This window comes from Secundilactobacillus yichangensis, assembly GCF_016861565.1.
GTDB classification, from domain to species: domain Bacteria; phylum Bacillota; class Bacilli; order Lactobacillales; family Lactobacillaceae; genus Secundilactobacillus; species Secundilactobacillus yichangensis.
The window spans coordinates 25834-46783 of record NZ_BOLK01000004.1; the positions used below are offsets into that span (position 1 = coordinate 25834).

Annotated in this window: 26 protein-coding genes, 1 other RNA gene and 1 other annotated feature; of the genes, 24 read left to right on the plus strand and 3 right to left on the minus strand. The window is 43.8% G+C overall.

Going from position 1 to position 20950, the window contains the following annotated elements; translation table 11 throughout:
• Positions 1–20: 20 nt before the first annotated feature.
• The 14 genes from JUE95_RS04560 to rplL all read left to right on the plus strand — a co-directional run bounded on the left by JUE95_RS04560 (position 21) and on the right by rplL (position 10554).
• Positions 21–1205: a PIN/TRAM domain-containing protein gene (locus JUE95_RS04560; RefSeq protein WP_203649519.1), complete on the plus strand. Its 1185-nt coding sequence runs from the start codon at positions 21–23 to the stop codon at positions 1203–1205.
• A gap of 171 nt (positions 1206–1376) precedes the next feature.
• The gene (gene gltX / locus JUE95_RS04565; RefSeq protein ID WP_203649521.1) at positions 1377–2870 is read left to right on the plus strand and encodes a glutamate--tRNA ligase; all 1494 of its coding nucleotides are present in this window, start codon (positions 1377–1379) and stop codon (positions 2868–2870) included.
• Between the two features lie 189 nt (positions 2871–3059).
• Entirely contained in the window at positions 3060–4484 is a 1425-nt protein-coding gene (gene cysS / locus JUE95_RS04570) for a cysteine--tRNA ligase (protein WP_203649524.1), read from the plus strand.
• The gene (locus tag JUE95_RS04575; RefSeq protein ID WP_203649526.1) at positions 4481–4903 is read left to right on the plus strand and encodes a Mini-ribonuclease 3; all 423 of its coding nucleotides are present in this window, start codon (positions 4481–4483) and stop codon (positions 4901–4903) included. Before cysS ends, JUE95_RS04575 begins: the two co-directional genes overlap by 4 nt.
• A complete protein-coding gene (rlmB, locus tag JUE95_RS04580) occupies positions 4893–5660 on the plus strand; it encodes a 23S rRNA (guanosine(2251)-2'-O)-methyltransferase RlmB (protein WP_203649528.1) in 768 nt (255 codons plus the stop codon). The genes JUE95_RS04575 and rlmB overlap by 11 nt, the downstream gene beginning before the upstream one ends.
• An 18-nt stretch (positions 5661–5678) precedes the next feature.
• The gene (locus JUE95_RS04585; RefSeq protein ID WP_203649529.1) at positions 5679–6218 is read left to right on the plus strand and encodes an NYN domain-containing protein; all 540 of its coding nucleotides are present in this window, start codon (positions 5679–5681) and stop codon (positions 6216–6218) included.
• A 201-nt stretch (positions 6219–6419) separates the two neighbouring features.
• The gene (locus JUE95_RS04590) at positions 6420–6992 is read left to right on the plus strand and encodes a sigma factor (RefSeq protein ID WP_203649530.1); all 573 of its coding nucleotides are present in this window, start codon (positions 6420–6422) and stop codon (positions 6990–6992) included.
• An 80-nt stretch (positions 6993–7072) separates the two neighbouring features.
• Positions 7073–7222, plus strand: coding sequence for a 50S ribosomal protein L33 (gene rpmG, locus JUE95_RS04595; protein ID WP_089088234.1), 150 nt, complete (start codon positions 7073–7075; stop codon positions 7220–7222).
• A 30-nt stretch (positions 7223–7252) separates the two neighbouring features.
• The gene (secE, locus tag JUE95_RS04600) at positions 7253–7429 is read left to right on the plus strand and encodes a preprotein translocase subunit SecE (protein WP_203649531.1); all 177 of its coding nucleotides are present in this window, start codon (positions 7253–7255) and stop codon (positions 7427–7429) included.
• 116 nt (positions 7430–7545) lie between these two features.
• Positions 7546–8094 (plus strand): transcription termination/antitermination protein NusG, encoded by a 549-nt coding sequence (gene nusG / locus JUE95_RS04605; RefSeq protein ID WP_089088232.1) that lies wholly within the window; start codon positions 7546–7548, stop codon positions 8092–8094.
• Positions 8095–8223: 129 nt separating this feature from the next.
• Positions 8224–8649, plus strand: coding sequence for a 50S ribosomal protein L11 (gene rplK, locus JUE95_RS04610; protein ID WP_089136453.1), 426 nt, complete (start codon positions 8224–8226; stop codon positions 8647–8649).
• A gap of 96 nt (positions 8650–8745) precedes the next feature.
• Positions 8746–9438 carry a 50S ribosomal protein L1 gene (rplA, locus tag JUE95_RS04615; RefSeq protein WP_203649532.1) on the plus strand — a complete coding sequence of 231 codons (693 nt, stop codon included), beginning with the start codon at positions 8746–8748 and terminating at the stop codon, positions 9436–9438.
• A 52-nt stretch (positions 9439–9490) separates the two neighbouring features.
• Positions 9491–9616, plus strand: a sequence feature (ribosomal protein L10 leader region).
• 21 nt (positions 9617–9637) lie between these two features.
• On the plus strand, positions 9638–10141 hold the full coding sequence (gene rplJ, locus JUE95_RS04620) for a 50S ribosomal protein L10 (RefSeq protein WP_203649533.1): 504 nt from the start codon (positions 9638–9640) through the stop codon (positions 10139–10141).
• A gap of 47 nt (positions 10142–10188) precedes the next feature.
• On the plus strand, positions 10189–10554 hold the full coding sequence (gene rplL, locus JUE95_RS04625; RefSeq protein ID WP_203649534.1) for a 50S ribosomal protein L7/L12: 366 nt from the start codon (positions 10189–10191) through the stop codon (positions 10552–10554).
• A gap of 265 nt (positions 10555–10819) precedes the next feature.
• Here rplL and nrdF read toward each other — a convergent pair whose 3' ends face one another.
• From nrdF to nrdH, 3 genes are all read right to left on the minus strand, one after another.
• Complete coding sequence (gene nrdF, locus JUE95_RS04630) at positions 10820–11776, minus strand: class 1b ribonucleoside-diphosphate reductase subunit beta (RefSeq protein ID WP_089088227.1); 957 nt, start codon at positions 11774–11776, stop codon at positions 10820–10822.
• Positions 11777–11833: 57 nt separating this feature from the next.
• Positions 11834–14005, minus strand: a complete 2172-nt coding sequence (nrdE, locus tag JUE95_RS04635) for a class 1b ribonucleoside-diphosphate reductase subunit alpha (protein ID WP_203649535.1) — start codon at positions 14003–14005, stop codon at positions 11834–11836.
• Positions 14006–14104: 99 nt separating this feature from the next.
• Positions 14105–14332, minus strand: coding sequence for a glutaredoxin-like protein NrdH (nrdH, locus tag JUE95_RS04640; RefSeq protein WP_089088225.1), 228 nt, complete (start codon positions 14330–14332; stop codon positions 14105–14107).
• 194 nt (positions 14333–14526) lie between these two features.
• Between nrdH and tadA the strand changes: the two genes are divergently transcribed.
• From tadA to JUE95_RS04690, 10 genes are all read left to right on the plus strand, one after another.
• Positions 14527–15009: a tRNA adenosine(34) deaminase TadA gene (gene tadA, locus JUE95_RS04645; RefSeq protein ID WP_203649836.1), complete on the plus strand. Its 483-nt coding sequence runs from the start codon at positions 14527–14529 to the stop codon at positions 15007–15009.
• A gap of 76 nt (positions 15010–15085) precedes the next feature.
• An RNA gene (ffs, locus tag JUE95_RS04650) (signal recognition particle sRNA small type) lies at positions 15086–15172 on the plus strand.
• A 161-nt stretch (positions 15173–15333) separates the two neighbouring features.
• Positions 15334–17079, plus strand: coding sequence for a DNA polymerase III subunit gamma/tau (gene dnaX / locus JUE95_RS04655; RefSeq protein WP_203649537.1), 1746 nt, complete (start codon positions 15334–15336; stop codon positions 17077–17079).
• Between the two features lie 33 nt (positions 17080–17112).
• On the plus strand, positions 17113–17427 hold the full coding sequence (locus JUE95_RS04660; RefSeq protein ID WP_203649539.1) for a YbaB/EbfC family nucleoid-associated protein: 315 nt from the start codon (positions 17113–17115) through the stop codon (positions 17425–17427).
• A 23-nt stretch (positions 17428–17450) separates the two neighbouring features.
• Positions 17451–18050: a recombination mediator RecR gene (gene recR / locus JUE95_RS04665; RefSeq protein WP_203649541.1), complete on the plus strand. Its 600-nt coding sequence runs from the start codon at positions 17451–17453 to the stop codon at positions 18048–18050.
• A gap of 16 nt (positions 18051–18066) precedes the next feature.
• The gene (locus tag JUE95_RS04670) at positions 18067–18309 is read left to right on the plus strand and encodes a YaaL family protein (protein ID WP_203649543.1); all 243 of its coding nucleotides are present in this window, start codon (positions 18067–18069) and stop codon (positions 18307–18309) included.
• A gap of 207 nt (positions 18310–18516) precedes the next feature.
• The gene (gene tmk, locus JUE95_RS04675; RefSeq protein WP_203649545.1) at positions 18517–19152 is read left to right on the plus strand and encodes a dTMP kinase; all 636 of its coding nucleotides are present in this window, start codon (positions 18517–18519) and stop codon (positions 19150–19152) included.
• A gap of 15 nt (positions 19153–19167) precedes the next feature.
• The gene (gene darA, locus JUE95_RS04680) at positions 19168–19497 is read left to right on the plus strand and encodes a cyclic di-AMP receptor DarA (protein WP_203649546.1); all 330 of its coding nucleotides are present in this window, start codon (positions 19168–19170) and stop codon (positions 19495–19497) included.
• A gap of 18 nt (positions 19498–19515) precedes the next feature.
• Entirely contained in the window at positions 19516–20535 is a 1020-nt protein-coding gene (gene holB, locus JUE95_RS04685; protein WP_203649548.1) for a DNA polymerase III subunit delta', read from the plus strand.
• A 66-nt stretch (positions 20536–20601) separates the two neighbouring features.
• On the plus strand, positions 20602–20940 hold the full coding sequence (locus JUE95_RS04690; protein WP_203649550.1) for a DNA replication initiation control protein YabA: 339 nt from the start codon (positions 20602–20604) through the stop codon (positions 20938–20940).
• Positions 20941–20950: the final 10 nt, after the last annotated feature.

Consider the following 20950-nt stretch of genomic DNA (forward strand, 5'->3'; position numbering starts at 1 on the left):
TGAAGTTGGAGGTGAATTGATTGAATAAGAAACGAGCAATCATTCAGGGAATTTTTGCGTTTATTGGTATTGGACTTGGGGTTGTATACCTGCCCTTAGTCTGGGCAGGCTTCGGTTATTCGACGCGAACCTGGTTTAACAACGAGATCTCAAACGCCGTCATTGGTGCGCTAGTGTTTTGGCTATTATCCCTTATTTTTTCAGGTTACATCGAGCGCCTAATCAATCGCTTTGAGAAGTCGTTGACCTCAAAGAGTCCGGCTTATTTACTGTTCGGCAGTGTATCAACGATTGTGGGATTAATTTTTGCAATTTTGATTTCCACTCCGCTGTACCGGTTGAACTCGCCGATCTTCAGCGGGGTAGTACCGATTATCCTGATGATCTTATTTGGTTGGTTAGGGTTTCGGCTGGGAACCACAAAGCGGGATGAATGGCGTAAACTGTTTACGTTCCGAAACAAGAAAAATGACGACGACAGTGACAGTATCATTGACCGGCCAATCGATGACAACTACCACCATTACAAAATCCTGGATACCAATATTTTGATTGATGGCCGGATCTATGACTTAGTGAAAACGGGATTCATTGAAGGAACGCTGCTAGTTCCTAATTTTGTTCTGTACGAGTTGCAGTACATTGCTGATTCTAGCGACAGTATTAAGCGGGTCCGCGGCCGTCGAGGTCTGGATATTCTCAATAAGCTGCGTGAGGAAAACATTATTCCGGTTGAAATGTATGAGGGCGATTACGATGATATTTCTGAGGTCGATAGTAAGCTGATTCGGCTGGCCAAAGAAGTTGACGGTGTGATTGTCACTAATGATTACAATCTGAATAAAGTGATTGAATTTCAAAAGGTTCAGGTGCTTAACATCAACGCCTTGGCTAACGCTTTGAAACCGCGAGTGATTCCAGGGGAACACCTAGACGTTATGGTAGTCAAGAACGGGACGGAGCGTCAGCAAGGGGTTGCCTATTTGGATGACGGGACCATGGTGGTTGTTGAGGATGGTCGCTTCTACCTGAACGAACATCTAGATGTGATCGTTACGTCTGCTATTCAAACGGATGCCGGGCGGATGATCTTCGCTAAACCAGCTCATTCGACTCATGAAATTAATGAGGAAAATGAAAAAAAAGAAAACGCTAATCGAAATAATGCTGGAAAGCAAAAAAACAATAAGAAGAAGTCAAACTAACTTTTCTTTTCGGAAGTTCCATTGTACACTTAGAAAAGATAGCGATTCTTTGGTACACTAGAACATTGTATGAAGTGTTCGCTGACAGGGGATGCATCAATCGGTGTATCCCTTTGTTGACGAGCAAACTGAGTTTCAAATCGAAATATTTTGAAAGAGGCGGAATAGATATTGGCAAATGATTCAATTCGCGTTCGGTATGCACCTAGTCCTACTGGACATCTGCATATTGGTAACGCACGGACAGCACTATTTAATTACTTGTTTGCGCGTCACTACAAGGGTAAGTTTATTATTCGAATCGAAGATACCGATACAAAACGAAATGTGGCTGATGGTGAAAAGAGCCAGTTGGACAATTTACGCTGGTTAGGGTTGGACTGGGATGAAGGCCCTGATAAACCAGGCGAATACGGTCCTTATCGTCAATCAGAACGTTTTGACATCTACAAGCCTTACATTCAGCAGCTGCTGGATGAAGGCAAAGCCTACAAGTCTTACCGCACTGAAGATGAACTTGAAGCAGACCGTGAAGCACAGCGTGCCAGACACGAAATGCCTCACTACGAATACGAATATGCTGGTATGTCGGATGATGAGATCAAAGCTAAGATGGCTGAATCTGAAGCTAAGGGCTTGAAACCGGTTATCCGGTTCCGCGTTCCTGAACATAAAACCTATGCTTGGGATGACATGGTTAAGGGCAAGGTTTCCTTTGATTCCGACACCATTGGCGGTGACTTTGTCATCGTTAAGGCTGATGGTATTCCAACCTACAACTTTGCGGTTGTTTTGGATGACCATTTGATGAAGATTTCTCACGTTTTTCGTGGCGACGATCATGTTGCCAATACGCCTAAGCAACTGATGGTATACGAAGCCTTTGGCTGGACACCACCGAAGTTTGGACACATGAGTCTGATCATTAGCAAGGATACTGGTAAGAAGTTGTCTAAGCGTGACGAAACGGTTCTCCAATTTATTGAACAGTACCGTAAGTTAGGTTATTTACCAGATGCTTTGCTGAACTTTATCATCTTGCTTGGCTGGTCACCAAAGGGTGAGGATGAAATTTACTCACTGAAGGAATTCGTCAAGATGTATGACGAAAAGCGGTTAAGCAAGTCACCCGCTACTTTTGATAAGAAGAAGCTGGAATGGATCAACAACCAATACGTGAAGTCTTCTGATGAGGATGTTGTGGTTGACTTAGCCTTGCAGCAGCTGATACAAGCGGGTAACGTTCCAGAAAATCCGGATGCTAAGACCCTTGAATGGGCACGTCAGCTGATTAACCTGTATAAGCAGCAAATGAGCTACATGGCTCAAATCAATGACATGGCCAGCGTCTTCTTTGAGGAACCTGAAGAGGTCAGCGGCGATGCATTGGACGAAATTTCTAACGATACAGCTCCGGTTGTCCTGAAAGAATTCTCTGAACGGATCAAGAAATTACCAATTTTTGATAAAGTTCAAATTTTGGCAACAATCAAAGCAATTCAAAAAGACACTGGAATCAAAGGACGGAAACTTTGGATGCCAATCCGAATTGCCGTTACTCATGAAATGCACGGACCAGAATTACCAGAATCAATTGAATTAGTCGGTCGTGACAAGACGTTAGAGCACGTTGCTCAAACGTTGGCACAACTGGAGAATAACTAGTTAAAGGTTTAGAAGGCTTGATTGCAGGTAAGCAAATCTGCAGCCAGCCTTTTTTGCTGTTTATAGACGTTTAAAACGGTTATTGTAGGTCATGAATCCTAATTAATTTTAATGATGTCTCTAAAAACGTCGGAACAGAGATTAATTATGATAAAATATACTTACGATTAATCAGAGAGGAGTTCGCACATGCTTAAGGTATTCAACACACTTACACGACAAAAAGAAGTGTTCACACCCATTACTTCGGGGATTGTAAAAATGTACGTTTGCGGACCAACTGTATATAATTACATCCATATTGGTAATGCGCGCAGTGCCATTGCATTTGACACTATTCGTCGCTACTTCGAATATAAGGGCTATCACGTTAAATACGTTTCTAACTTTACGGATGTTGACGATAAAATGATCAAGGCTGCTAAGGAAGCTCACACCACGGTTCCTGCAATAGCAGACCGTTTTATTGCGGCTTTTATGGAAGATACGAAGGCGCTGAACATTGAACCAGCAACCAAGCACCCCCGCGCAACCGAAAACATTAAAGATATTATTGAGTTTATTCAGGACTTAATCGCAAAAGGTTATGCTTATGAATCTGAGGGTGACGTCTATTACCGCGCCCGTAAGTTTGCCCACTATGGTCAGCTGTCTCACCAAAACATTGACGATCTTGAAGTGGGAGCCAGTCAGCACGTGGATCCTGAAGAAGTTGACCGTAAGGAAGACCCAGTGGATTTTGCACTGTGGAAAGCGGGCAAACCGGATGAAATCTCATGGGATTCACCATGGGGTAAAGGTCGGCCAGGCTGGCACATTGAATGTTCCGTGATGTCTACCAAGTATTTAGGCGATACGTTTGATATTCATGGTGGCGGGCAGGACTTGACCTTTCCGCATCACGAAAACGAAATTGCTCAGAGTGAAGCTAAGACCGGTCAAAAATTTGCTAATTATTGGTTACACAACGGGTTTGTGACTGTTGGCGATGACAATGAAAAAATGAGTAAATCACTAGGAAACTTTGTGACGGTTCACGATATTTTGAAGACCGTGGACCCGCAGGTATTGCGCTTCTTTATGGCAACAACCCAGTATCGTCGGCCAATTCAATATACGCAGGGCAACCTTGATGATGCCTCCAATAATCTAAAACGGCTGCAAACTGCCTTTAATAATTTGAATTATCGGCTTAAGGATGCAGAACTGGGCAGTGATCCTAAAATTGAACAGGAAATTCGTCAAATTGAGGCTGATTTTGTTGACCAAATGGATGATGATTTCAACGTGCAAAATGGGATTACTCAGGTTTATGAATTGGCTAAGTTAGGCAATGTTTACGCAGAACGACCAGTGGTTTTTAAGGATAGTCTGGCCTTTATTTTAAAGACCTTATCCGAACTAGTGAATATTTTTGGAATTGAATTTAAACACGAAACGCTCAACGACGACGGCATTGAATCTTTAATCAGCGAACGGTTAGATGCCCGCAAAAACCGTAATTTTGAGCGCAGTGACGAGATTCGTGAACAGTTGAAGGCGCAGGGGATCATTCTTGAGGATACGCCTCAGGGGACCCGCTGGCACCGAGACGATGGGAAAGGAAACGCATGAGCGAACAAACACAACAGGATTATCGGCAGTTGAACGGCGTCGTGTTAGCATACATGGGCGACGCAGCCTACGAAGTATTTATTCGGCGGCATTTAATTGAACAGGGGCTCACTAAACCCAATAAATTACAGCATACGGCAACGATGTACGTCTCAGCTAAGGCACAGGCTGGCCTGATTGCCTTAATGCAACAAGATGAATACTGGACTGAAGAAGAAGAATATTACTTTAAACGTGGCCGGAATGCTAAAAGTTACACACACGCCAAAAACACCAGTGTGATGACGTATCGAATTTCTACTGGATTTGAGGCCATTTTCGGTTATTTAACGCTGAGCAATCAAACGGATCGTTTGGCTGAAATGGCACAATGGTGTATTGAACAAGTCGAAGCAGGGAGATTACCAAATGAGAGATAATGAACAGAATTCGGAAGAACCTTCTGAATTTATTTTTGGTCGCCATCCGGCCATTACGGCTTTAAAGAGCGATCAGGAAATCAACAAGGTTTTTATTCAGGATGGGTTGAAGCACGAACTGATTGGTGAAATTATCAAGCTAGCTAAAAAGCGGTCCTTGGTGATCCAGATGGTTCCTAAGTCAAAGCTGGAACGACTAGCACCTCATGAGAATCACCAGGGAGTTGTACTGGCTGTTTCAGCTTATAAGTACGCTAGTATTGATGATTTATTTGACCGTGCTCAGGAAAAGGATGAACAGCCATTTTTCTTAATCCTGGACAACATTAATGATCCGCATAATTTAGGTTCCATTATGCGGACGGCCGATGCAGTGGGTGCACACGGGATTATTATTCCTAAGCGCCGCTCAGTGGGATTGACCGGCGTGGTTGCCAAAACTTCTACGGGTGCCATCGAGCACGTACCGGTTGCTCGCGTGACTAACTTAGTGAATACGGTGAAAGATTTGAAGGACCGGGGGCTTTGGGTATTTGGTACGGATATGAACGGTACTGACTACCGCCGCTTTGATGCTAAAGGTCCGGTGGGAATTATCATCGGTAACGAAGGTAAGGGGATTTCGCCATTGCTGAAAAAAACGGTGGATGAAATGCTGACGATCCCGATGGTCGGTCACGTGCAAAGTTTGAATGCCAGTGTGGCTGCTAGTCTTTTGATGTATCAAGCCTTTTCTTCTCGTCACCCACTGAATTAAATGAATTGGGTGAACTAATTGAAAAAAGATATTTTAATCGTGGATGCCTACAATATGATCGGCAATTGGCCGGACTTGAACCGGCTAAAATTAGCGGGCCGTTTGGAAGAAGCCCGCGATAATTTACTGACGATTCTATCGGAGTATCACAAGTACCAGCGGATCGAAATGATCGTGGTCTTTGACGCGATGTATGTTCCAGGGATGTCTAAAAAGTATGATCACTACGGCTTGGAAGTTGTTTGGACGGGCCAGGATCAAACTGCTGACGAGTATATCGAAGCGCTGACCAAACAAAAGCAGACCCGTTTCACGCAGGTAACGGTTGCTACAAGCGACCAAGCCGAACAGTGGACCGTCTTTTCTGCAGGGGCGCTGAGAATTCCTGCGGGTGAGTTGCTGACGGACATTAACCAGACTCGAAAAGAAGTTCATACGCAAGCTGTGAAGTTTGCCGATAAGGGTCAGGTTCGTCATTCACCTTGGAGTGAAGGGCAGCTATCGAAGCTGGAAAAGTTGCGCGACCATTTAGGTGACGACGATCATACGCGTAAGTAGCCAAAAAAATTTAATAGGATTAAAAAACAACCGATTTGAATTTGGACTAGCTCAACAAAACGTGAGTTACCTGTTTTGTTAGCCCAAAATCAGGAATCGGTTGTTTTTATTATGTATAATTAGGTTTTCTGTTTGGTATACACCAATCCTGCCGGTTGTTATATTGTTTCCATCAAATATTAAAAAAGATCGGAGAACAAAATGTATATCAAAACAGAGGCTGATTGGGTTCTAGTCAAGAAGGCCCGCGAAGGAAGTGAAAGTGCCTTGAAAGAATTAATGGACCGTTATAATCCGCTGATTCTTAGTATTCAGAAACGTTATTATCTCCAAGAGTTAGAACTGTCAGAGTGGCTGCAGGAATCGCGAATCGTACTGTGGGAGGTTGTTAAGCGTTTTGACGTCACCAGAACCCACGCATTTGGTTCCTATTTAAAAACGGCTTTGCTGAATTGCCGGCGTGATTATACCCGGCGAATTAACGCTAAAAAGCGCAAAGCCACCGGCCCGGTGACTTCCATTGATGCTAACCCAACGTTCTTTGCTGAAACGTTAGCCGATGAGCGACTGTTTTCTTCCGAAAATTTGGTGATCTTTCAGCAGCAATTCTTTGAGACCGTCAAAAAGGAAATGTCGAAAATGGAAAGATCAGTTCTGATTGCGTTATTATCAGGTGAAACTGAAGCAGAAATCTGCCAACGGTTTCAGATTGACCACATTCAATTTCACAATGCTAACGAGCGTATCAAGCGAAAAATCCGACAAAACAGATAGATGACCTTCAGCGGACACACGCCTTGACACAGTCTTTACTTAGATGATACTATGAAACTTGCTATAAGGAGGTGTTAGACGTGGCTCAAAAGAAGGTTGCGTTAGCATGTTCTGTCTGTGGATCCCGGAACTACACGGTCCCGGCTAGTCCTAATCGTAAAGTTCGACTTGAAGTAAAAAAGTACTGTAAGTATTGTGGTAAGCATACGTTACATCGGGAGACCCGGTAACGCGCGAATACCCGGTGTAAGGAGGAGCTCATGCGCTTTTTTAGATTTTTAGTTGCTGTTAAAGACGAAATGAAGCAGGTCTCTTGGCCTGGCGCCAAACAGACGCGGAAGGATACAAGCAGCGTGATTTTTGTTGCCTTATCCATGGCGATCTTTTTGGGGGTTATCGACTATCTGGTTCAAATGGGATTAAAGTTTTTGGCTTAATGCCACTAGACGGTAATCTATGCTATAATAGTTTTCGACGAAAACTTCGCGCTGTCGAAGTTTTTTTATTTTGATTAAATGACTGTATCAGTCCCTTTAGGAAAGGATGGAACAAAATGGTTGAATCAGCTGAAAAGCAATGGTATGTCCTTCATACTTATTCTGGCTATGAAAATAAAGTAAAGATGAACTTGGAATCACGTGCCCAATCGATGGGGATGCAAGACTACATTTTCCGGGTAGTCGTTCCCGAAGAAGAGGAGCGTGAAGTTAAAAACGGTAAGGAAAAAATCAAGATGGATAAGACTTTCCCTGGATACGTCTTGGTTGAAATGGTGATGACGGATGATGCTTGGTACATTGTTCGTAACACACCAGGTGTTACCGGTTTTATCGGTTCTCATGGTCAAGGTTCAAAGCCAACACCATTGCTGCCTGATGAAGTTGAACTGATTTTGAAACGATTAGGTATGAGCAGCCGTCACGAAGATCTTGATGTGGACGTTGATGATACGGTCAAAATCGTTGATGGTGCCTTTTCAGGTATGGAAGGCAAGATTACCGAGATCGATCACGAAAAGGGTAAGCTTAAGGTTAACATTAATATGTTCGGTCGTGAGACGAGTGCCGAGCTTAATTTTGATCAAGTAGATCCAGTTGCCTAAATAATCTGAAGAATCACTTGGCAAGTCGTTATAATTGTGGTAGTTTATATGAGTATGTTCTGCATACACGTGTGGGAGGAGAAATCTGCTCTCCATTTACCACAACACGGACTCAAGGAGGTATGTCTCGTGGCTAAAAAAGTAGCTAACATTGTTAAATTGCAAATTCCTGCGGGTAAAGCAACACCAGCTCCACCAGTTGGTCCAGCATTGGGCCAAGCCGGAATTAACATCATGGGCTTTACGAAGGATTTTAACGCTCGTACTGCCGATCAAGCTGGGATGATCATTCCAGTTGTTATTACGGTTTACGAGGATCGTTCATTCGACTTCGTAACTAAGACTCCGCCAGCAGCCGTTCTTTTAAAGAAGGCCGCCGGTGTTGAACACGGTTCAGGCGAGCCTAACACGAAAAAGGTTGCTAAGGTAACCAAAGATCAAGTTAAGCAAATCGCTGAGACCAAAATGCAAGACCTAAACGCTGCTGATGTAGAAGCAGCTATGCGCATGGTTGAAGGTACTGCTCGTAGCATGGGCTTCACTGTAGAAGGTTAATCCCAGCTACTAACACTACGGATACTTTGTTAAAGCAAATGTATCAAGTGGGAGGCCAAGCCGTTATAACCACATTTGCAAGGAGGAATTCACAAGATGGCTCATAAAAGAGGTAAAAAGTATCAAGACGCTGTCAAGCAAGTAGAAGCTGAAAAGAACTACGCACTTGATGAAGCTGTTGATTTAGTTAAGAAGATTGATTTTGCTAAGTTTGATGCAACGGTTGAAATTGCATTCAAGCTTAACGTAGATACTAAGCAAGCTGACCAACAGCTCCGTGGGGCAGTTGTTCTGCCAAACGGTACTGGTAAAGATCAGACTGTTGTTGTATTTGCTAAGGGTGACAAGGCTAAAGAAGCTAAGGCCGCTGGCGCTGACTTTGTTGGTGAAGACGACTTAGTTGCCAAGATTCAAGATGGCTGGTTGGACTTCGATGTTGCTATTGCAACACCTGATATGATGGCCCAAGTTGGTCGTTTAGGTCGTGTCCTTGGACCTAAGGGCTTAATGCCTAACCCTAAGACTGGTACTGTTACCATGGACGTAACGAAGGCTGTTAACGATTCTAAGGCTGGTAAGGTGACTTACCGGACTGACCGTGACGGTAACGTTGCTGTTCCTGTTGGTAAGGTATCATTCGATGCTGACAAGTTAGTTGAAAACTTGAAGACAATTGCGAACGTGGTTGTTTCAGCCCGTCCTGCAGCTGTTAAAGGGACATACGTACAACACGTATCAATCTCATCAACCTTTGGCCCAAGTGTCAACGTTGATGTCGCATCCCTTTAATTAAATAGAAAATCCCGTATTGACTTTTGTTCTAGCATTCGGTATGCTTAACAAGTTGATATTTGTTCTGCCCAAGACTCAGGTGGCGAAAGCCTCAATCTACCTGCCGAGGAAGATGTGAATTTAGTTTTACATTTCTCTCTATGCCTGGCGGACATAGGGATTTTTTATTCCTAAAAGAATTCAGGAGGTGAAACTAATGAGTAAGGAAAACATTGCAATCAAAGCTAAGGCAGTTGACGAAGCCACTGAACGTTTTAATAACGCACAGTCAGCTATCGTTGTTGACTACCGTGGTTTAACGGTTGCCGAAGTTACTGACTTACGTAAGCAATTACGTGACGCCGGTGTTTCAATGAGTGTTATCAAGAACAAGGTTTTGACCCGTGCTGCAGAAAAGGCTGGTTACGAAGATTTAAAAGATACTTTCGTTGGCCCAACTGCCGTTGCTTTTTCAGACGAAGATGCAATTGCACCCGCTAAGATCTTGAAGAAGTTTGCTGACAGCCATGATGCTCTGACCCTTAAGGGTGGTATGGTTGAAGGTAAGGTTGCTTCACTTGATGAAATCAACACTTACGCAACGATGCCAAGTCGTGAAGACCTGTTGTCAATGCTTGCTAGTGCCTTGTCTGATCCTATGCGTAAAATTGCGCGTGCGGTTAAGGCTATCGCTGACAAGGGTGAAGGCGAAGCTGCCTAACTCTGTATCTCAAATAACTATTTCAATATAAAATGGAGGAAACAAAAATGGCTTTTGATAAAGATGCTATCATCGCTTCATTAAAAGAAGCGTCAATCTCAGATTTAAACGACCTTGTTAAGGCAATCGAAGACGAATTCGATGTTTCTGCTGCTGCTCCAGTTGCTGCAGCTGCTGGTGGTGCCGATGCTGGTGCTACTAAGGACTCATACGATGTTGAATTAACTGAATCAGGTGACCAAAAGGTTAAGGCTATCAAGGCTGTCCGTGAGATCACTGGTCTTGGTTTAAAGGATGCTAAGGGTCTTGTTGATAACGTACCTTCAGTTATCAAGGAAGGCGTTTCAGAAGACGAAGCTAACGATCTTAAAGCTAAGCTTGAAGAAGTTGGTGGCGTGGTTACCCTTAAGTAATTTAAGGCTACCCGTTCAAAAAAGCACTGTGCAATTGCACAGTGCTTTTTTTGTTATCAGGTTGAGACTTCAAAATTCGATTGGTATCAACTTCTGCATTAAGTCATGACCATTTACTTGAATGTAACGTTAAGTTGGCTAAGAGTGCTATTTTAAGCTGCTTGCGATAAGTAGCTGATGAGTGTTTTCCAAAAGTAACGGTCAAAAAAGGGATAAAGCCTTTACACAAGGTTTCATCCCTTTTTGAGTTTAAAAGATTTAGTGTTTAAATATCGTAATCCCCATCTTGCATGGCTTCAACGTTTCCTAAGAGGTAGCCGTTACCAACTTGGGAGAAGAAGTCGTGGTTAGCAGTGGTAGTTGAGATCCCGTTCATAACGATTGGGTTGACATCGTCCGCTGTATCAGGGAAGAGCGGGTCTTGACCCAGGTTCATCAACGCTTTGTTGGCGTTATAACGAATGAAGGTCAAAACTTGGTCAGTCCAACCGACTTGGTCATAGACTAAGTGGGTGTACTTTTCTTCGTTTTCATACAGCTCATACAGGAAGTTAAACATCCAGTCCTTTAATTCCTGCTGTTCGTTTTCACCTAACTGATTATAGCCGATTTGGAACTTGTAACCAATATAGGTGCCGTGGACGGATTCATCCCGCAGTATCAATTTAATGATTTCAGCCACGTTAGCTAGCTTGTTGTGTCCTAAGTAATACAGTGGGGTAAAGAAACCGGAATAGAAGAGGAAAGTTTCCAAAAAGACGTTGGCAATCTTTTTCTTCAGTGGGTGACCGTCATCATGATAAAGGTCACGGATTCGCAGCGCCTTGTTTTGCAAAAATTCTTCAGTATCGCTCCAGTTAAAGATCTCATCGATTTCATCTGGCGTATTTAAGGTTGTGAAGATTGATGAATAGCTCTTCGCATGAACGGATTCCATAAACTGAATATTATTTAGGACTGCCATTTCGTGTTGTGTTTGAGTGTCTTTTCTTAAGGATGCCATACCGTCTTGCGACTGCAAAGTATCCAGCAAGGTTAACCCACCAAAGACGTGACCAACGACCCATTTATGAGTGTCGTCGAGTCCGCGCCAGTCATCGAGATCGTTTGAAAGCGGAATCCGAGTGTCTAGCCAAAATTGTTCCGTTAATTTTTCCCAGGTGGCCTTATCAATTTGATCGTCCACCGCATTCCAGTTTATTGCATGATATGATTCTGTCATTTTTAAGCTCCTTTAGCGTCTGATCACAACGATTATAATGACTTCTGCAAGCGTGTTTTAGATGACGCAGCTCTCGCATTGGTTAGCGCCGATTTCACCTTCGTCGTCGGTAAACGTCCGAACATAGTAAATTGATTTGAGCCCTTTTTTGTGAGCGTAGTTCCGTAGGATACTGAGATCCCGGGTGGTCATTTTATTCGTACGGCCATTTTTCCATTCGTACAGGCCTTCAGGAATAGTTGAACGCATGAAGAGCGTCATACTCATTCCTTGATCCACGTGCTGCTGTGCGGCAGCGTAAACGTCAATCACTTTACGCATATCAGTATCATAGGCTGACTTGTAGTAAGGTAACGTTTCGTTTGACAGGTAAGGTGCTGGGTAATAAATATTACCGATCTTTTTTTCTTGCCGTTCTTCGATCCGGTTGATGATAGGGTGCAGGCTCGCGGTAGTATCATTGATGTAAGAAATCGAGCCGTTAGGTGCCACAGCCAAGCGGTTTTGGTGGTACAAGCCATCCTTCATGACCGACTGCTTAAGTTTTTCCCAGTCAGCTGCAGTTGGGATGAAGACGTCTTTGAAAAGTGATTTTACTTTATCAGATTGGGGCATAAATTCACCGTTTTGATTGGTGTACTTATCAAAGTAACTGCCATCTGCGTAGGCACTCTTTTCGAAGTTATAGAAGGTCGTGTGGCGTTCCTTAGCAATTTGATTAGAAGCGACTAGGGTCCAATAGTTGAGTAACATGAAATAGATATTAGTGAACTCAACCGTTTCGGGATCGCCGTACATCATCTTATTCTTAGCAAAGAAACTGTGCAGCCCCATGCCGCCAAGACCAATAGTATGGCCAAGCTTGTTACCGTTTTGAATGGATGGCACTACGTCAATATCGGAATGATCCGTGATGAAAGTTAACGCACGAACCATGGTTTCAACGGAGTGACCGAAGTCGGGACTAGCCATTAAATTAACGATGTTGGTTGATCCCAAGTTGCATGAGATATCACGACCAAGCTGAACGTAAGTCTGGGTATTATCAACCGTCGATGGTGTCTGGACCTGCAGAATTTCTGAACAGAGGTTACTCATGACAATGCGGCCGTCAATAGGATTATCCCGGTTAGCGGTATCGATATTAATAATGTAAGGATAGCCAGACTCCTGCTGCAGTTTACCAATCTCGGTTTCTAGTTCACGTGCGGGTAGCTTCTTCTTGCGGATCGAATCGTTGGCAACCAGCTTGTCGTATTCTTTAGTAATGTCAACGTAACTGAATGGCACGCCGTATTCACGTTCAACATCGTATGGACTAAAGAGGTACATATCCTGATTATCACGGCACAGTTCGTAGAATTTATCGGGAACGGTGATACCTAGAGAAAGGGTCTTGAGCTGGATTTTCTCGTCTGCGTTTTCCTTCTTAGCTGATAGGAACGCAATAATATCTGGGTGAAACACACTCAAGTACACGACACCGGCACCTTGACGCTGACCCAACTGGTTGGAATAAGAGAAACTATCTTCCAGTAACTTCATGACGGGAACAACACCGCTGGCTGCGCCCTCAATGTTTTTAATTGGATCGCCGGCACCACGCAAATTGGATAGGTTAATGCCGACCCCGCCACCGATCCGGGAAAGCTGCAGGGCGGAGTTGATTGTTCGGCCGATGGTATTCATATCATCGGTTGTTTGGATCAAGAAACAGGAAACCAGTTCACCACGCTGCTTTCGGCCAGCATTTAAAAAGCTGGGGGTAGCAGGCTGATAGCGCTGATGAATCATCTCATCCGCAAGATCCATGGCGAGCTGTTCGTCGCCATCCGCAAAGTACAGCGCGTTCATTGCTACACGATCAATGTAGTTTTCCAGGTAATAGTCATTATCGTTCGTTCGCAGTGCGTACTGAGCGTAAAACTTATAAGCAGCCATAAAGGAATTAAAGTGAAAGTTTTGGGATTTCAGATAATCGTATAACGATTGAATAAACGTAAAGTTGTACTTATTATAGAAACCAGATTCAATGTAGTTGTTGTCCAGCAAAAAGTTGAACCGGTCTTGCAATGAATCAAATTTTTTCGTGTTAGGCTCAACGTTTTGTGTTAAGAATGCCTGAAGAGCTTCTTGATCTTTATTCAGTGGAATCTGTCCGTTTACCGGGATATTAATTTCATTATTGAGATCGTAATAAGTTACGTCTTTAAGCTCTTTTAAACTCATTTTTAAAACTCACTCTTTTCTATTAAGGTCAAATTAAGTAAAATAAAAAAGGTGGCGTTTTCTGGTATCCAGAATACGCCACCTTAATACCTGCGTATGTTAAATGGCCAGTTGCTGTAATTTGTCTGGTCTGAAGCCGCTAAATTGTGTATCGGCAGTTTCGATGACGGGCAGGGATTGAAAACCGCGGTCCTTGAGATAATCAACGTACTGCGGACTTTCGTTAATGTTGTGTTCAATAAAATCAACGTGATGTTCGGTTAAAAAGCGTTTCGTCATTTTGCATTGCATGCAATTGTTCCGTGAATAAATCGTTACTTTTGCCATGTGAATCACACTCCTATGTAATCTCGATAAATAGAGTTTACACCAGTCAGCAGAAATTTCAACCGTCAGACCCCCATATTTTGTGGCTGATTTCCAAATTGAATACCAAATATGGGTAGGAACGGCATTTATAGTTACTTTTAGTCAGTAAAAAAATAATTACCAGTGATAGCAACTAAAGAAAGGAGACGTGGATTATAGAAGAAGATGAGCGTTACATGCAAGAGGCGCTATTAGAGGCCCACAAATCAGCTTTAATTGGCGAAGTGCCGATTGGGGCGGTGATCGTGAAAAATGGTAAAATTATTGGTCGCGGCCATAATCTGCGTGAGCACAGCCAGCAGGCAGCGGATCATGCTGAAATGATGGCTATCGGTGATGCCAACCGGAAGTTGCGCAGCTGGCGATTAGTGGATTGCACACTGTACGTTACGTTAGAACCCTGTGTCATGTGCAGCGGTGCCATCATTAATTCGCGTATTGACCGGGTCGTTTTTGGCGCCCGCGATCCGAAAGCCGGTGCGGTTGCCACACTATATAGTGTTTTAAACGATTCCCGGTTGAACCATCAGGTGAAAGTTAAAGAAGGCGTTTTAGCAGACCAAGCCAGTGCTGTATTAAAGCGTTTTTTCAAGGCAGCTAGAAAACGGAACAAGCAAAAGAAACAACGGCACTAAGCCAATAAAACATGATTATATGTGATTTTGGCTAGCATTCATTTTTTAAATATGTTAAAGTAGAAATTGCCGCAAGGCCTTGGGGCAAGGGTGACCTTACGAATCGTGTCAGGTCCGGAAGGAAGCAGCACTAAGTATGTGTGACTTTGTGCTCCAAGTTGATATGACTTTAATGAGGGCGGAACAAAACATTTAGTTTTGTTACCGTCCTCTTCTTATACAATTTTTAACGGTCCGAATGTGTAGTATTTGAACAATAAACACTATATAATGTTTATCAGTAAGTTTTACGAGATTAACCAAAGAGAATCGAGGGAAATAGTCATGAGTTACCAAGCCTTATACCGGGTGTGGCGGCCACAGCGCTTTGACGAAGTGATCGGGCAGAAACTGATTACCCAAACTCTGAAAAACGCCGTTAAAACTAAACAAATTAGTCATGCCTACCTGTTCGCCGGGCCGCGGGGAACAGGTAAGACCTCGATGGCAAAAATATTCGCCAAGGCGGTGAACTGCAGGCATCAAGAAGATGGTGAACCCTGCAATCAATGCGAAACCTGCAAAGCAATTACTAAGGGAACAATGAATGATGTGATTGAAATCGATGCTGCCTCCAATAACGGGGTGGAAGAGATCAGAGATATTCGTGATAAGGTCAAGTACGCACCGACCGAAGCCGATTATAAAGTTTATATCATTGATGAAGTTCATATGCTTTCCACGGGCGCCTTCAACGCGTTGTTAAAAACCTTGGAAGAGCCACCGGCTAACGTGATATTTATCTTAGCTACCACTGAACCTCACAAGATTCCAGCTACCATTATTTCACGGACTCAACGGTTTGATTTTAAGCAGATTCAAGCTAAAGATAGTCTGTCACGGATGGCTTATATTCTAAAAGAAAAGGATCTTTCTTACGATGATGAAGCCCTTAAAGTGATTGCCAAAGCTTCTGAAGGCGGTATGCGGGATGCACTCAGTATCTTGGATCAGGTCATTTCCTTCGGTGATGATAAGGTCACTTTGGATAATGCGTTGCTGGTTACCGGTGCGGTTCGCAAGCAGTTATTAGTGACGTATTTAACCCAAGTCACTCATCAGGAGACGCAAAAAGCGCTGATGACGGTTCAAGAGATTTTAGACGAGGGTAAGGATCCGGAACGGTTTACGGAGGATCTGGTGAATTTAACCCGAGATCTGTTGCTGTATCAGCAGTCGCCAGAACTTGTGACCCAAATTGAAATGGATCAGGTCGATTCTGATTTTAAACAGCTGGCAACTGAAATAAAACCGCAGCAGCTATATGACATTATTGATGATTTAAATGATATTCAGCAGCAAATGCGGTTTACAACTCACGAAGACGTGTATCTGGAAGTCCTCACGGTGCGGCTGGCGGGACGACAGGCACAACCTGTGCAATCTGGTGCGACAGCTCAGGTGGATAATACCGTTATTGACCGACTGGAAGCTGAGGTCAGCAGTTTGAAAAAAACGGTGGCTGAGCTGCAAAAAATACCGGCAGCCGGTTCGACGCCTAGCAAACGGCCAGCAGTGATGAAGACAGTCGCTAAACCTAAGCGGACCCAGGTCAATCTGAGTCAGGTTTACCCAATTTTGGGGGCAGCTACGCGACAGGATCTGTCAGCCTTGCAAGAGGTTTGGCCGGATTTGATGAACATTTTATCAATTCCGCAGCGCTCAATCATGGGCGTTTCAAAACCGGTTGCTGCCAGTCCTGATGGCGCAATTATTGCCTTTGACTACGCGTTTTTGCAGCAGCGAGCCAATGCTGATCAGGAGTTAAATGACGCACTGGAAAACGGCTTAGATCGATTGACGCATAAGGTGCCAAAACTAGTCTTTGTGCCTACTGATCAGTGGCCGCAGATTCGTAAGACTTATTTGGAACAGCACCAAGTAACTGGTCAGGATAATCAAGAGGCTGACTCTTCATCCCAAGATGATGGTCAGGCAAGTACCGGTGAAGCACAGTCCAAAGACGAACCGGTGGTTGATAAGGCGAAGGAACTTTTTGGGAATGATATTATTGACGTTAAAGCCGATTAAGCAAAATAACTTACAGAGGATGGTAAAAACACTATGATGCGCGGAATGGGTAACATGGGCAACATGATGAAGCAAATGAAAAAGATGGAAAAAAAGTTGGCCGAAGAACAAAAAGTGATGGAGGCCAAGACTTATGTCGGGGTTTCTCCCGATGAAATGGTGAAAGCAACCTTCACTGGAAAAAGGGAAATGACTGACCTTTCCATTGACCCAAAAGCAATTGATCCAGATGATCCGGATATGCTGAGTGATTTGGTTTTAGCAGCGGTTAACTCTGCGTTGAAGCAAATTGATGAAGAGGGTAAGCAGACCTTGGGTAAGTACACCAACAATATTCCGGGGATGTAGAATTAAGGGAGTGAATGGCAGCAATGCAATATCCAGAACCGATTGCACAACTAATTGATAGTTATATGAAGCTGCCAGGAATTGGACAAAAAACTGCCACACGATTGGCGTTTTACACCATTGATATGGACAGTGATGATGTAACTCGATTTGCTAAATCGTTGATTTCGGCAAAGCGGGATCTGCATTTTTGTTCAATCTGCGGTAATATAACTGAGAATGATCCGTGTGATATCTGTCGTGATAAAACCCGTGATCAGAGTCAAATCCTGGTTGTTGAACAGGCTAAAGACATTATGACCATGGAGAAAATGAAAGAGTATCACGGCCTATACCACGTTTTAAATGGTGTTCTGTCGCCCATTGAGGGCAAGGGCCCAGAGGACTTGAATATGTCCAGCCTGTTGAAACGGCTGCAAACTAATAAAGACGTTAAAGAAGTTATTGTGGCAACCAACGCCACACCAGAGGGTGAAGCGACTGCAATGTATCTTTCCCGGCTGATCAAGCCTGCTGGAATTAAGGTAACTCGTTTGGCCCACGGCCTTTCAGTTGGATCAGATATTGAGTATGCTGATGAAATGACACTGTACAAGGCGGTTGAAGGCCGAACCGAAATGTAAGTAAGGAAGTGACAACTTGTTTGGTGCGCGTAAGCAACACATTAGACAGCAGTTTGATGAGCAATTGTTAATGACGATCGAACGTGCTAAAGAAGAATGGGATCAGGCCAAACAGACTGAACTTGCTGTTGCGGATGTGGATGAAGAAATTACTGCACAGACCGCATTAGCTAGGCAAAAGTACCTCTTCTTATACCGTGAAGCCCGGTTACGGAAAGTACGCGGAGACCATATTCAGGCGTCCGTTTTTGATCATTAGATAAGGTGCCGTACAGTTATCGCTTTTAAAGCGGTAAATTGTGCGGCTTTTTTATGGCTTTGAATCCGGTGAGCACTTGGCTAAGCGCTTGATTCCACAGCGCTAATCAAGTACAATTGCTAGTGTCGTATCAGCTTGAAAAATGGCCGCGTTGGCACGGTATTTTACCGCGTGGTCCCATTATTAATTGTAATCGAGGTAACCAACTTGGCAGGATTATTTATTTCATTTGAAGGACCCGACGGTGCCGGTAAAACAACGGTTTTAAGCGCTATTACAGAACGTTTTAAAGCGGCAAAGCGGACTGACATTCTGGTTACCCGTGAACCTGGTGGTAATCAGATTTCAGAAGCAATTCGAAACATCATTTTGGATCCGAAGAATACCCAAATGGATGTGCGGACCGAAGCGTTGCTGTACGCTGCCTCACGGCGCCAGCTTATTCAAGAAACAATTCGGCCCGCTTTGGCGGCTGACAAGGTTGTTTTGTGCGACCGGTTTGTTGACAGTTCAGTAGCTTATCAGGGTGCTGGCCGTCAGATTGGTGAGGATGAAGTCTATCAAATGAACCAGTTTGCTACTGAAGGGCTTACTCCTGATCTGACAATTTACGTTGACGTGCCGTCTGAGGTTGGCTTGGCACGGATTAAAGCACACCGTAAAAACGTCGATCGGCTGGATGCAGAGGCACTTAGTTTTCACAAGCGGGTTCGAGCCGCCTACCTGAGACTGGCAGAAAGATTCCCAGAACGAATCGTGACGATTGATGCCACACAGCCAGTGGCAGACGTGATTGATCAGGCAATGACTTTGATTACTGATAAAATGAAGCAACGTCAATAGAAAGAGGGATTGAATATGAAACTAGTGATTGCAATCGTGCAGGATAAAGATGCTAATCGTCTCCGCAGTGAATTTGTGAAGGCGGGTATCGGTGCAACACGGTTATCAACGACCGGTGGTTTCTTGAAGTCCGGCAACACGACCTATATGATTGGAATTGAAGATAAGCGCGTTCAAGAAGTACTTGATTTGATTCACGAGACTTCCAGAACCCGCCAGCAATTCATGACCCCGCCCGTTAGTATTGATGCTCAAATGGACAGCACTTCAGGTTATCCAGTTGAAGTTGAAGTCGGCGGTGCAACCGTATTTGTCTTACCAATTGAGCAATTTCATCAATTTTAATTTTAGTGGAGGCAGGTCGTGGCAGAACAGAACTTAATTGAACAAGCTGAAAGCAAACAGCCGCAATTGTTGCAGCATTTTATTCACCTTGTAACGACAAACCAGCTGAGCCACGCCTACCTGTTTTCTGGTTTACCAGGTTGCGGCAAGCGGGCAGTTGCACAAGTGGTTGCTATGAGGTTGTTTTGTCAGAATCCCGATGCTGATGGTATGCCTTGCGGTCATTGTGCGGAATGCGGCCGAATTTTGGCTGGTGATAACCCCGACGTAGTGACAGTAGAGCCTGATGGACAGCGAATTAAAGTTGATCAAGTCCGTTATATTAAGGATGAATTTGCTAAAAGTCCGGTGGAAGGTTCAACTAAAGTCTTTATTATTGAAGGCGCTGAGACGCTGACCACCAACGCGGCAAACGGGCTATTGAAATTCATTGAAGAACCCGTTGCTAATCGGGTCATTTTTTTATTAACCACTAATAAGAGTATGATGTTAGCTACCATTCTCTCAAGAACTCAAATTGTTGAATTTCCGGCATTAACTGCCAAGGCGTTTGCTGAAACTTTACGGCAGCACCAGATTTCCGAAAATCAGATTCCGTTATTAGATGGTCTGACCAATAGCCTTGATGAGGCCAAACAACTGGTTGCCGATGATTGGCTAGCCAACTGTCAGCATGAATTAAGTCGCTGGTTTAGCCAGCTTGCTAAGCACGATGACATGGCGTTTGTCACCGTTCAAACTGGGTTAATGCCACTAGCTCATGACCGGGATCATCAAGCCGTGATTTTAGATGCCATCATACTGCTTTGGCAAGATACGCTGCAGACAAAGTATTTATCGGATGCAGCCCAATCGGGGTTCCCAGAACTGCAGACAACGATGGCTAAAATGACCCAATCGTTAACTAGAAATCAGTTATTAAAAATTTTGACAGCTGTACTGGATACCAAGAAGGCACTGGCAGGGAACATGAATATTCAGAGTATTCTAGAGACCTTGACGCTGCAGATCTTGGCTGATATGAAACAAAATGTCTGATAACCGCGAATGTTCCTATTAAGCAGAACATTCTTTACATATTGAATAATTAAAGAGGGTGCAATCTTGGCAAAGCGGGATGTTTATGAAGAGTTGAAAAACTTACAGGCTGAAATGCTGGAAATGATCTCGAAGTTTGAGCACGTTCAAGATGAAGTAACCAAAACGTTAGAGCAGAATGCTGAATTGAAAATTGAGAATCAGCATTTGCGCGAAGTTTTGCGTTCTGATCACAATGAAAACATAAACGGTAATAGTGCTGAGCCCCAACTGTCAAAGTCACGGCAGAACCTGGAAAAATTATATGAGGAAGGGTTTCACGTCTGCAATTTTGAATATGGTAAGCGACGGGAAAACAATGAACCCTGTGCTTTTTGTTTAGATGTTATTTATGGTGAACGGTAATTAGGAGGAA

What these genes read in the sequence shown, in the direction of transcription:
- cysS (WP_203649524.1), top strand. Translation starts at nt 3,060, where the DNA reads ATGCTTAAGGTATTCAACACACTTACACGACAAAAAGAAGTGTTCACA.
- JUE95_RS04575 (WP_203649526.1), top strand. Translation starts at nt 4,481, where the DNA reads ATGAGCGAACAAACACAACAGGATTATCGGCAGTTGAACGGCGTCGTG.
- rlmB (WP_203649528.1), top strand. Translation starts at nt 4,893, where the DNA reads ATGAGAGATAATGAACAGAATTCGGAAGAACCTTCTGAATTTATTTTT.
- JUE95_RS04590 (WP_203649530.1), top strand. Translation starts at nt 6,420, where the DNA reads ATGTATATCAAAACAGAGGCTGATTGGGTTCTAGTCAAGAAGGCCCGC.
- secE (WP_203649531.1), top strand. Translation starts at nt 7,253, where the DNA reads ATGCGCTTTTTTAGATTTTTAGTTGCTGTTAAAGACGAAATGAAGCAG.
- nusG (WP_089088232.1), top strand. Translation starts at nt 7,546, where the DNA reads ATGGTTGAATCAGCTGAAAAGCAATGGTATGTCCTTCATACTTATTCT.
- rplA (WP_203649532.1), top strand. Translation starts at nt 8,746, where the DNA reads ATGGCTCATAAAAGAGGTAAAAAGTATCAAGACGCTGTCAAGCAAGTA.
- rplJ (WP_203649533.1), top strand. Translation starts at nt 9,638, where the DNA reads ATGAGTAAGGAAAACATTGCAATCAAAGCTAAGGCAGTTGACGAAGCC.
- rplL (WP_203649534.1), top strand. Translation starts at nt 10,189, where the DNA reads ATGGCTTTTGATAAAGATGCTATCATCGCTTCATTAAAAGAAGCGTCA.
- nrdF (WP_089088227.1), bottom strand. Translation starts at nt 11,776, where the DNA reads ATGACAGAATCATATCATGCAATAAACTGGAATGCGGTGGACGATCAA.
- nrdE (WP_203649535.1), bottom strand. Translation starts at nt 14,005, where the DNA reads ATGAGTTTAAAAGAGCTTAAAGACGTAACTTATTACGATCTCAATAAT.
- nrdH (WP_089088225.1), bottom strand. Translation starts at nt 14,332, where the DNA reads ATGGCAAAAGTAACGATTTATTCACGGAACAATTGCATGCAATGCAAA.
- dnaX (WP_203649537.1), top strand. Translation starts at nt 15,334, where the DNA reads ATGAGTTACCAAGCCTTATACCGGGTGTGGCGGCCACAGCGCTTTGAC.
- JUE95_RS04660 (WP_203649539.1), top strand. Translation starts at nt 17,113, where the DNA reads ATGATGCGCGGAATGGGTAACATGGGCAACATGATGAAGCAAATGAAA.
- recR (WP_203649541.1), top strand. Translation starts at nt 17,451, where the DNA reads ATGCAATATCCAGAACCGATTGCACAACTAATTGATAGTTATATGAAG.
- darA (WP_203649546.1), top strand. Translation starts at nt 19,168, where the DNA reads ATGAAACTAGTGATTGCAATCGTGCAGGATAAAGATGCTAATCGTCTC.